The sequence below is a fragment of the Burkholderia sp. Se-20373 genome, from assembly GCF_017104705.1.
In the GTDB taxonomy this organism is placed as follows: Bacteria; Pseudomonadota; Gammaproteobacteria; order Burkholderiales; family Burkholderiaceae; genus Burkholderia.
This window is the reverse complement of the sequence record NZ_JAAGPH010000194.1, coordinates 1-11,236: the sequence shown is the minus strand read 5'-3', so window position 1 is coordinate 11,236 and position 11,236 is coordinate 1. Positions and strand designations below refer to the sequence as shown.

Annotated in this window: 10 protein-coding genes; 3 read left to right on the top strand and 7 right to left on the bottom strand. The window is 67.9% G+C overall.

The window, feature by feature from the left end; genetic code table 11:
- Positions 1-612, bottom strand: a 612-nt coding sequence (locus G3N96_RS34975; protein ID WP_206140019.1) for a YbfB/YjiJ family MFS transporter, incomplete at its 3' end; no start/stop codon positions are given.
- Between the two features lie 123 nt (positions 613-735).
- Here G3N96_RS34975 and G3N96_RS34970 point away from each other — a divergent pair.
- On the top strand, positions 736-1,650 hold the full coding sequence (locus G3N96_RS34970) for a LysR family transcriptional regulator (protein WP_206140018.1): 915 nt from the start codon (positions 736-738) through the stop codon (positions 1,648-1,650).
- A 129-nt stretch (positions 1,651-1,779) separates the two neighbouring features.
- Here G3N96_RS34970 and alaS read toward each other — a convergent pair whose 3' ends face one another.
- On the bottom strand, positions 1,780-4,404 hold the full coding sequence (alaS, locus tag G3N96_RS34965) for an alanine--tRNA ligase (protein WP_206140017.1): 2,625 nt from the start codon (positions 4,402-4,404) through the stop codon (positions 1,780-1,782).
- Positions 4,405-4,653: 249 nt separating this feature from the next.
- Here alaS and G3N96_RS34960 point away from each other — a divergent pair, with 249 nt between their 5' ends.
- Positions 4,654-5,874 carry a CaiB/BaiF CoA-transferase family protein gene (locus G3N96_RS34960; RefSeq protein WP_124575773.1) on the top strand — a complete coding sequence of 407 codons (1,221 nt, stop codon included), beginning with the start codon at positions 4,654-4,656 and terminating at the stop codon, positions 5,872-5,874.
- A gap of 94 nt (positions 5,875-5,968) precedes the next feature.
- On the opposite strand, the gene G3N96_RS34955 is transcribed toward G3N96_RS34960, so the two are convergent.
- Both G3N96_RS34955 and G3N96_RS34950 read right to left on the bottom strand, forming a co-directional pair.
- Positions 5,969-6,523: an alpha/beta hydrolase gene (locus G3N96_RS34955; RefSeq protein WP_206140016.1), complete on the bottom strand. Its 555-nt coding sequence runs from the start codon at positions 6,521-6,523 to the stop codon at positions 5,969-5,971.
- Between the two features lie 181 nt (positions 6,524-6,704).
- Entirely contained in the window at positions 6,705-6,914 is a 210-nt protein-coding gene (locus G3N96_RS34950) for an ornithine acetyltransferase (protein WP_011351716.1), read from the bottom strand.
- A gap of 244 nt (positions 6,915-7,158) precedes the next feature.
- On the opposite strand from G3N96_RS34950, the gene G3N96_RS34945 reads away from it, so the two are divergent.
- A complete protein-coding gene (locus G3N96_RS34945; RefSeq protein WP_206140015.1) occupies positions 7,159-8,868 on the top strand; it encodes a glutamine--tRNA ligase/YqeY domain fusion protein in 1,710 nt (569 codons plus the stop codon).
- 138 nt (positions 8,869-9,006) lie between these two features.
- Here G3N96_RS34945 and G3N96_RS34940 read toward each other — a convergent pair whose 3' ends face one another.
- The 3 genes from G3N96_RS34940 to G3N96_RS34930 form a co-directional block, all read right to left on the bottom strand.
- Positions 9,007-9,477 (bottom strand): NUDIX hydrolase, encoded by a 471-nt coding sequence (locus G3N96_RS34940; RefSeq protein WP_206140020.1) that lies wholly within the window; start codon positions 9,475-9,477, stop codon positions 9,007-9,009.
- 11 nt (positions 9,478-9,488) lie between these two features.
- On the bottom strand, positions 9,489-9,875 hold the full coding sequence (locus G3N96_RS34935; RefSeq protein ID WP_206140014.1) for a hypothetical protein: 387 nt from the start codon (positions 9,873-9,875) through the stop codon (positions 9,489-9,491).
- 126 nt (positions 9,876-10,001) lie between these two features.
- On the bottom strand, positions 10,002-11,236 hold a 1,235-nt coding region (locus G3N96_RS34930), incomplete at its 5' end, for a cytochrome c peroxidase (RefSeq protein WP_206140013.1).

Sequence of the window (11,236 nt, the reverse complement as noted above, 5' to 3'; positions counted from 1 at the left end):
TTGCGCCGGGGTGGCCGCAAACGTACGCCAGATCACGACCGACAGCACCGCGGACAGCGCGGCAAAACCGAGCCAGCCCGACGCCGCGCGCTGGCCGGCCAGCGCGCTGCCGATCAGCCCCGTCACCACGATGCCGACGCCGGGCCCCGCATAGATCACCCCGCTCCACTCCGGCGCATGCAGGTCGGCCAGCCGACGCAGCCCCCATTGCGACACGAACACGAACGTCCATGCGCTGACGACGCCCGCGACGAAGCGCACCGCGAGCCACACCGGCAGCAGGTGGCCGACCCCCATCGCGGCGGTGAGCACCACGGTGGCCACGAGCCCGACCCGCACCATGCGCGCGGGCGCCACCCGCAGCGCCGCGCAACTGACCGCGCCGACGAAGTAGCCTGCGTAGTTCGCCGACGCGAGCCAGCCGCCGGCCTTCAGGCCGATCGAGCCGTCCGCGAGCATCAGCGGCAACAAGGGCGTGAACGCAAAGCGGCCGACGCCGAGCACGACCGCGAGGCCGACCATGCAGGCCAGCGCGGCCGCGCGGGCGCGGCGGTCGGCATCATCGACGAAAGGCGCGCCGGCGGCGGCGGTCGGGGCATCGGAGCGAGACATGGCGGCAAGGGCCGGCGTTCAACGCGCCGGCCGGATCGGAAATCGGAATGCTTCCATCCTAGCTTGACCAAACGTTCTCGAAAAATGAATAATTGAGAATCCACTCATCACTCGGAGAGAATCATGGATCTGGCGGCGCTGGCGATTTTCCGGGCCGTGGTGCGCGAGAACGGCGTGACGCGCGCGGCGGCCAAGCTCAATCGCGTGCAGTCGAACGTCACGACGCGCATCAAGCAGCTCGAGGAGGAACTCGGCGCGGCGCTGTTCGTGCGCGACGGCCGCCGGCTCGTGCTGACGCCGGCCGGGCACACGCTGCTGCCGTATGCGGAGCGCCTGCTCGCGCTCGCCGACGAGGCGCGCGACGCGGTGCGCGAGGACACGCCGCGCGGGCGGCTGCGCCTCGGCACGATGGAGAGCACGGCCGCGAGCCGATTGCCGACCCTACTCGCGCGCTATCACCACGCGTGGCCCGACGTGTCGCTCGAACTGCTGACGGGCACGACGGGCTGGCTGATCGACCGCGTGCGCGACTTCGAGATCGACGCCGCGCTGTTCGCCCGCCCGCCCGCGCCGGAGACGCTGCCCGACACGTTCGAGACGGTGCCGGTCTTCCGCGAGGACCTGGTGCTGCTCACGCCACGCGGCCATCCGCCGGTACGCACGCCGCGCGACGTGATCCTGCCGACGCTGATCGCGTTCGAGCGCGGCTGCACGTATCGCAAGTACGTCGAGCAGTGGTACGCGGGGCATGGCGTCAAGCCGGCGCGCGTGCTCGAACTCGGGTCGTATCACGCGATCGTCGCGTGCGTCGCGGCGGGGGCCGGCATCGCGGTCGCGCCGCGTTCGGTGCTCGACCTGCAGCCCGAGACCGGCAACCTCACCGCGCACGTGATCCCCGAACTGGAAGGCATCGATACGCTGCTCGCGTGGCGCCAGGGCTATGCGTCGGCCGCGTTGGCCGCGTTGCGCGATGCGCTCACCGAGGCCGCACGGCAGTCGGACGGTGTAGCGAAGCCGCCGGTCACCGTGCCGGCCTGAATCGTCGTGCGGCAGCCGGCACGCATCGTTCCGGCGTACCAGCAAAAAGACCCGACCGGCGCATGCCGATCGGGTCTTTTTCATTTCACGCGATGCCGTAACGAGACGGCATCGCATCGGCCGGAACGATCAAAGACGCTCTTCGACCCAGCCCTTCACGCCAGCCAGCGCGCCCGGCAGGTTCGCCGGCTCGGTGCCGCCTGCCTGCGCCATGTCCGGACGGCCGCCACCCTTGCCGCCGACCTGCTGCGCGACGAAGTTCACGAGCTCGCCGGCCTTGACCTTCTTGCTCGCGTCAGGCGTGACACCCGCGATCAGGCTGACCTTGCCGCCTTCGACAGCGGCCAGCACGATTGCCGCGCTCTTCAGCTTGTCCTTCAGCTTGTCGACCGTTTCGCGCAGCGTCTTCGCGTCGGCGCCATCGAGCGTCGCGGCCAGCACGAACACGCCGCCGATTTCGACCGCCTGCTGCGCGAGCTCGTCGCCCTGGCTCGATGCCAGCTTCGACTTCAGCGCGCCCAGCTCCTTCTCGAGCGACTTCACCTGGTCCTGCACCTGCGCGATCCGCTGCGTGAGCTCCGACGGCTGCGCCTTCAGCGCGGCCGCGGCTTCGTTCACGCGCGCGTCGAGTTCCTGCACGTAGCGCACCGCGTTGTCGCCGGTGATCGCCTCGACGCGGCGGATGCCGGCCGCGACGCCGCCTTCGACGACGATCTTGAAGAAGCCGATGTCGCCGCTGCGGCTCACGTGCGTGCCGCCGCACAGTTCGCGCGAGAAGCCGAGGTCGAGCACGCGCACTTCATCGCCGTACTTCTCGCCGAACAGCGCCATCGCGCCGCCCTTCACCGCTTCGTCGTACGGCATCACGCGCACGATGCCCGGCGCGTTGGCCAGGATTTCGTTGTTGACGATCTGCTCGACGCGACGGATTTCGTCGTCGGTCATCGGTGCGTTGTGCGCGAAGTCGAAGCGGGTCTTTTCCGCGTCGACCAGCGAACCCTTCTGCTGCACGTGCGCGCCGAGCACTTCGCGCAGCGCCTTGTGCATCAGGTGGGTGGCCGAGTGGTTGCGCTGCGTGCGGGCGCGGCGATGCGCGTCGATTTCCGCGCGCAGCACGTCGCCGACCTTCAGCGTGCCCTGCTCCAGCGTGCCGTGATGGCCGATCACGTCGGCCTGCACCTTCAGCGTGTCGGCTACCGCGAAGCGCGTCGCGGCGTTCGCGAGCACGCCCTGGTCGCCGACCTGGCCGCCCGATTCCGCGTAGAACGGCGTATGGTCGAGCACGACGACCGCGTCCTGGCCCGTCTTGACTTCGTTGACCGACGAACCGTCGACGTACAGCGCGACGACCTTCGCGTCGTCGAACGCGATTTCCTCATAGCCGTGGAAGGTGGTCTTCGCGCCCGTGTATTCGAGGCCCTGCGCGGCCTTGAACTTGCCGGCCGCACGCGCCTGTTCGCGCTGGCGCGCCATCGCGTCGTCGAATGCCGGCTCGTCGACCGTCATCCCGCGCTCGCGGCACACGTCGGCCGTGAGGTCGAGCGGGAAGCCGTAGGTGTCGTGCAGCTTGAACGCGAGCTCGCCGTCGAGCACCTTGCCGCCCTTCGCCTCGACGTCGGCCAGCGCGGCTTCGAGGATCGACATGCCGTGCTCGATCGTCTCGAAGAAGCGCTCTTCTTCCTGGCGCAGCACGTCGGTCACGCGCTGTTCGGCTTCCTTCAGCTCCGGATAGGCCGTGCCCATCTCGGCGACGAGGTCGGCCACCAGCTTGTGGAAGAACGAGCCCTTGCGGCCGAGCTTGTAGCCGTGGCGGATCGCGCGGCGCACGATCCGGCGCAGCACGTAGCCGCGGCCTTCGTTGCCGGGAATCACGCCGTCGACGATCAGGAACGAGCATGCGCGGATGTGATCGGCGATCACCTTCAGCGAGTTGTTCGTGAGGTCGCTGATCTCGGTCACGCGCGCGGCGGCCTTGATCAGGTTCTGGAACAGGTCGATTTCGTAGTTGCTGTGCACGTGCTGCAGCACCGCGGCGAGACGCTCGAGGCCCATGCCGGTGTCGACCGACTGCTTCGGCAGGCGCGTCATGTTGCCCTGCGCGTCGCGGTTGAACTGCATGAACACGAGGTTCCAGATCTCGATGTAGCGGTCGCCGTCTTCTTCAGGCGATCCCGGCGGGCCGCCCCACACGTCCGGGCCGTGGTCGTAGAAGATTTCGGTACACGGGCCGCACGGGCCGGTGTCGCCCATCGTCCAGAAGTTGTCCGACGCGTAGCGCGGGCCCTTGTTGTCGCCGATGCGGATGATGCGCTCGGTCGGCACGCCGACTTCCTTCGCCCAGATGTCGTACGCCTCGTCGTCTTCCTGGTAGACCGTGACCCACAGCTTCTCCTTCGGCAGCTGGTAGACCGTGGTCAGCAGTTCCCACGCGAACTTGATCGCGTCGTGCTTGAAGTAGTCGCCGAACGAGAAGTTGCCGAGCATCTCGAAGAACGTGTGGTGGCGCGCCGTGTAGCCGACGTTCTCGAGGTCGTTGTGCTTGCCGCCCGCGCGCACGCTGCGCTGCGCCGTCGTGGCGCGCGAGTACGGACGCGGGTCCGTGCCCAGGAACACGTCCTTGAACTGGACCATGCCCGAGTTCGTGAACATCAGCGTGGGGTCGTTACCGGGCACGAGGCTCGACGAGCGGACGATCGTGTGGCCCTTCGATTCGAAGAATTTGAGGAATTTCTCGCGGATTTCGGCAGCTTTCATGGCGTGCGGGGACAGTCTGGCAAAGACGGCTTCAAACGCCGGCGCCCTTGTCGGGGCGCGCGGCGGCATGGATTCGGAAACGATCGATTATACGGGATCGGGGCCGGCTTCCGGGCAAAGCGGCGGAAAGCGGCTCGGCCCTTGCGCCGGGCCGGGTGGGCCACTCGCGCAGCCGATTCGCCTTAAGATGCTCGGCATGCCAACCGACCTTGCCCGACAGGGCCAGCCATGAAAGGAGACGATTCGACGATGGGTGCCCTGAGCCATATCCGCGTGCTGGACCTCACCCGCGTGCTCGCGGGCCCGTGGTGCGCGCAGACGCTTGCCGATTTCGGCGCGGACGTGATCAAGGTCGAGCGCCCCGGCGCCGGCGACGACACGCGCCACTGGGGGCCGCCGTACCTGAAGGACGCGGACGGCGCGGATACCGCCGAGGCCGCGTACTACCTCGCGGCGAACCGCAACAAGCGCTCGGTGACGGTCGACATCGCGACGCCCGAGGGCCAGCGGATCGTGCGCGAGCTCGCCGCGCAGAGCGACGTCGTGCTCGAGAACTACAAGGTCGGCCAGCTGAAGAAATACGGGCTCGACTACGACGCGCTACGCGCGGTGAAGCCCGACCTCGTCTACTGCTCGGTCACCGGGTTCGGCCAGACCGGCCCGTATGCGCACCGCGCGGGCTACGACTTCATCATCCAGGGGATCGGCGGCTTCATGAGCATCACCGGCGAGCGCGACGGCGCGCCGGGCGGCGGCCCGCAGAAGGCCGGCGTCGCGATCGCCGACCTCGCGACCGGCCTCTATTCGACGATCGCGGTGCTCGCCGCGCTCGCGCACCGCGACCGGACCGGCGAAGGCCAGTACATCGACATGGCGCTGCTCGACGTGCAGGTCGCGCTGCTCGCGAACATGAACACCAACTTCCTCGCGAGCGGCAAGCCGCCGGTGCGCTGGGGCAACGCGCATCCGAACATCGTGCCGTACCAGACGTTCCAGACGCGCGACGGCTGGATCATCGTCGCGGTCGGCAACGACGGGCAGTTCCGCAAGTTCGTCGAGGCCGGCGGCCGGCCCGAACTGGCGGATGACGAGCGTTTCGCGACGAACCCGTCACGGGTGCGCCACCGCGACACGCTGGTGCCGATCCTCGCGGAGATGGTGAAGGCGCGCGACAAGACCGACTGGATCGCCGCGCTCGAAGCGGCCGGCGTGCCGTGCGGCCCGATCAACGATCTCGACGAGGTGTTCGACAACGAGCAGGTCGTCGCCCGCGGGATGCAGGTGTCGCTGCCGCACCCGTGCGGCGCGGACGCGAAGCTCGTGCGCAACCCGATCCGGATGAGCGCGACGCCGCCGGAAGCACGCACGGCCCCGCCGCTGCTCGGCGCGCAGACCGACGACGTGCTGCGCGACATGCTCGGCTACGACGACGCGAAGATCGCCGCGCTGCGGGCGAAACAGGCGATCTGAACGCGGCGGGTGGCGCGGGTGCGGACGGCCGGCGTGGCAGCGGCCTCAACCGCCGCCCCGCCGCGCGCGGCCAATCAAGCTGGCAATCGAGCGGTTAATCGCGACGGGCGAGCGCGTCGAGCCAGCCGCGCGCCTCGGGCCAGTCGCCGAGCCCGCTGTCCGCATTGATGTGGCCGCGTAGGCCGATGTCGTGGAAGGCGCTGCCCCATGCGTTCGCGCAGGTGCGGGCAAACGCGAGCGAGCCATACGGATCGTCGCTGCTGGCGACGACGCAGGTCGGAAACGGCAGCCGTTCGAGCGGCACGGGCCCGAAGCCGTGCGCATCGGTCGGAAACGCGGGACCGTCGGGATCGGGCAGCGCGACGAGCAGCGCGCCGCGCACTTTGGCGAGCGCAGCCGGGCGCGCATAGCGCGTCGCCCACCACGCGGTGGTGAGCGTACCGAGGCTGTGGCCGGCAATCAGCACCGGCCCGCGTGCGGCCTCAACCGCGCGATCGAGCGCGAGACACCAGCCGTTGCGGAACGCGCGGTCCCAGTCGGGCATCGCGACGCGCGAGAAACGTGCATCGGCACGCTCCCAGCGGCTCTGCCAGTGAAGCGGGCCCGAATTGGCGTAGCCCGGCAGGACGAGAACGGGTAAGCGGCTCATGGAAAGTGCGTCGACGCGTGAAATCATTATGGTGCGTCGGCGCAGTGTCGCACACCCGTTCCTCCCTGATGCTGCCTGTCTGATACTGGAAGGATGTGCGTGGGGCCGGGACGCGCTGAGCGCAGCGTCGCGACCGGACGTCAAGCCGCCGTTTTGCAGGCGGATCGCGTCATGTCATCCGTCAGCGCACGTTCGCGCCGACGATGCCGCCTGCCGCCGCGCCGGCGACCGTGCCGAGCGGGCCGCCCGTGACCAGGTAGCCGAGCGCGCCGCCCGCGGCCGCGCCGATACCGGCATTGCGCTGCGTATGCGTCATGGCGCACGCGCCGAGTTGCGACAGGGCCGCGACGATCACGGCGGTACGAACGATAAACGTGGTCTTTTTCATCATGGTTTTTAGTTTCCTCCCGCCGCGCGGCATCCCGAACGGCGGCATTGATTCGGTGAAGCCATCATAGGCAACGCCAAACGGCCCGGGCAATCCGATTTACGTCGTGTTACAGCCGACACAATATCGAGATAATCGGTCGAAACCCGCCCCCATCATGCCGCTAGCCGCGCGGGACGGACCCCGGTCAGGTAGAATCACGGGATTAAACCGGCGCGACGCGCCGACACAACCTGACGCCATCCGCATGAGCACCGAACGTAACGACGCCCCCGCGGCTTCCAATTTCATCCGCAACATCATCGACGACGACAACCGCACCGGCAAATGGGGCGGACGTGTCGAGACGCGCTTTCCGCCCGAGCCGAACGGCTATCTGCACATCGGCCACGCCAAGAGCATCTGCCTGAACTTCAGCGTCGCGCGCGACTACGGTGGCGTGTGCCATCTGCGCTTCGACGATACGAACCCGGAAAAGGAAAGCGTCGAGTACGTCGATTCGATCGTCGACGCGGTGCGCTGGCTCGGCTTCGACTGGCGCAAGGACGCGGTCGATCACCAGTACTTCGCGAGCGACTACTACGACAAGCTGTACGAGTTCGCCGAGCTGCTGATCCAGCGCGGCAAGGCCTATGTCGACAGCCAGAGCGCCGACGAAATGCGCGCGAACCGCGGCTCGCTGACGGAAGGCGGCAAGCCGTCGCCGTTCCGCGATCGCTCGCCGGAAGAAAACCTCGACCTGTTCCGCCGCATGAAGGCCGGCGAGTTCAAGGAAGGCGAGCACGTGCTGCGCGCGAAGATCGACATGGCTTCGCCGAACATGAACATGCGCGACCCGGTGATCTACCGGATCCGCTACGCGCACCACTACCGCACCGGCGACGCATGGTGCGTGTATCCGATGTACGACTACACGCACTGCATCTCGGATGCACTCGAAGGCATCACGCATTCGCTGTGCACGCTCGAATTCGAGGATCACCGCCCGCTGTACGACTGGGTGCTGAACGAACTCGCGGAAGCCGGCAAGTTCACGCGCCCGCTGCCGCAACAGATCGAATTCTCGCGACTGAACCTCACGTACGCGATCACCAGCAAGCGCAAGCTGCTGCAGCTCGTGACCGAGGGCCACGTCGACGGCTGGGACGATCCGCGGATGCCGACGATCGTCGGCGTGCGCCGTCGCGGCTTCACGCCGGAGAGCATCCACCTGTTCTGCGAGCGGATCGGCGTGACGAAGATCGACTCGTGGATCGACATGAGCATCTTCGAAGGCGCGCTGCGCGACGACCTCGACGACAAGGCGGCGCGTACCGTCGCCGTGCTCGATCCGCTGAAGCTCGTGATCGACAACTATCCGGAAGACCTCGAGGAAGCGTGCACGGCGCCCGTGCATCCGCACCACCCAGATCGCGGCGTGCGCACGTTCCCGATCTCGCGCGAGCTGTGGATCGAGCGCGAGGACTTCGTCGAGAACCCGCCGAAGGGCTATTTCCGCCTGTTCCCGGGCAACAAGGTGCGCCTGCGCTACGGCTACGTGATCGAATGCACGGGCTTCGACAAGGACGCCGACGGCAACGTGACGGCCGTGCACTGCAACTACTTCCCCGACAGCAAGTCGGGCACCGAAGGCGCGAACACGTACAAGGTCAAGGGCAACATCCACTGGGTCAGCGCGAAGCATGCGCAGCCGGCCGAGGTGCGGATCTACGACCGCCTGTTCAAGGAGCCGCATCCGGACGCGGGCGGCGCGAACTTCCTCGAGGCGCTGAACCCCGACTCGAAGAAGATCGTGCAGGCCTACATCGAACCGGGCAACGACGACATCGCACCGGAGACGCGCCTGCAGTTCGAGCGTCACGGCTACTTCGTCGCCGATCGGGTCGATTCGAAGCCGGGCAAGCCGGTATTCAACCGGATCGTCGGGCTGCGCGACAGCTGGGGCAAGCCGGCGTAACGGCATGCTTCGCGCGCGGCGGTGTGCGGCTTCGAAAGCCACCGTCGCGTGACCATGAAAAAACCGGCCCCAGGGCCGGTTTTTTGTTGCGTGCCATGAAGCAAAGCCAGGGCACATGGCAACGGAAGCTGTCGCTCGTTACTCGCCCATCAACCGCCGATGCAACTCCACCAGCGACAGCTTCGTGCGAAACAGCCGCGCGAGGCTGCGGCTCGCATACGCGTCGATGTCGGCGGGCGCGGTCCAGCGATACGCATCCATCTCGGGAATCATCGAGCCGTCGCGACGGCTCGGAAACAGCGACGTGCACGTACAGTGCGCGAGATCGACTTCGTCGTCGGCCACGCGCACCGCGAACAGGTGCAGATCCTTGTCGTGCCGGTACGCGAAGCGGCCAAGATCGAGCAGCCGATCCGCGCCGAACACGATGCCGGTTTCCTCGAGCAGTTCGCGCAGCGCCGCATCGGCGGGCGTCTCGCCCGGCTCGCCCTGCCCTTTCGGGATGTCCCAGTGCGTGGTGTCGGTCGCGTGCGCGAGGAACACGCGGCCGGCCGCATCGAGGATCACGACGCCGCACGACACCGTGCGCGGCGCGGCGCCCCGCTTCATCACGCGCGTGCTCAGCGTTTCTGCAGCTGCCACTTGCCCGCGCCGGTCTTGCAATAGACGGGCTTGAGCGTCATCGTCTGGCCCTTCGCGGTGATCTCGGTGGCGACTTCGCGGCAGGTCTTGCCGTCCGTCTCGGTCGTGGTCGGCGTGAGCTTCGCATCGATCTGCGTGCCGCGGCCGCTGCTCTGCCACGTCGTGGTTTCGCCGTCCTTGCCTTCGTCGCGCACCTGCACGACCGCCTTGGACAGCGACGCGCGGTCGGTCTTGCTGAAGTAGCTGAGCGGCGTGTCGTTCAGGAAGTTCAGGTTGTTCTGCGCATGGGCAGGCAGCATCGCGGCTGCGCACGCGGCGCCGGCCAGCACGCGCGTGAGGACGGAAAGGGATGCACGCATCGACATGTTGTTCTCCTTGGATGTTCGATCGAACGGCGCGGTGCATGCCGGCGAACCGGGGGCCGGCCATCCGGCACGCACACCGCGCCCGTCAGCGAGCGAGGATAGCATGCGTGCCGTCGGCGCTGCCTTCTAGTGACCGGCCGGCGCGGCCGTTTGCTGATATCCGTCAGTCAGCGTCCCCAGGAACGCGATCACGTCCTTGATCTCGGCCGCGTTCAGCGCCGGCTGGTCGCCGCGCTTGCGATCGAACGGCGCCTCGCGGTTGATGTTCGGCCAGTAGCGCTTGGGCAGGTCGTCATAGATCTGCACCTTGCCGTTCACGACCGGATAGAACTTCTCCGGATGGATGTCGCGCTCGACGTAGAAGCGCATCACGTCCTCCAGCGTGTGATACACGCCGTTGTGGAAGAACGTCTTGCGCAGCGCGACGTTGCGCAGCGACGGCGTGCGGAACAGCCCGCAGAATTCGTCGCGGCCCTTCAGGTCGGTACGCTCGGGGCCGCACGCGCCGAGATCGTGGAAACGCGGGTCGTGATTGACGGGCAGCGCGCGGTTGCGCGGCACCGCGATCGCGATCAGCCCGAAATCGCTGAACTGCGGCGGGCCGCCTTCGAGCGTGCGCTGGCTGATGTGGCAGCTCGCGCAGTTGCCCTTCTTCTCGTCGTTGAACAGCTGCAGCCCGCGCAACTCCGCAGGCGTGAGCTGCGCATGGCCGGCCAGGTACGCGTCGTACTTGCTCGTGTACGGATCGAACAGCGCCGGTTGTTGCTGGAACGCGTCGAGCGCGCGCAGCACCGCGTCGAAGGTCGCCTGGTCGTCGCCGAGCACCCGGTCGCCGAACGCCTGGCGGAACGCGTCCGCATAAGGTGCGGCGCGAACCGCCTGCGCGACCCTCGCCGGCGAGCTGCTCATCTCGAATGGCGACGTGAGCGGAATGCGCGCCTGCGCATCGCGCATGTCGACGCGACCGTCCCAGGTCAGCCCGCCGGTCGGACCCGCGTCGATGCTTTCGTCACCTTCGTCCGGCGAATCGTGGAAGTGCTCGCTGAACGGCGGAATGCCGCGGAGGTACTTCAACGACGGCACGGCGCGAAAGCCCGTGCGGTGCATGTCGTCGCCGCCGAGCTGCACCGACAGCGCGTTCGGCGGCCCGAACGCATGCTCGGCGCTATGGCACGACGCGCAGGCGAGCTTGCCGGAGCCCGACAGCGACGGATCGAAGAACAACTGCTTGCCGAGCGCCGTCATCTGCTTGACGCCCTCGAATACCTGCGCGCGCGTCTGCGGCTGGCTGGCCGGCGCCACCGCGGGAGCGGCCGGGGCCGCTTGCGCCGCCGGCACGACGGACGCGGCCGGCGTAGTCA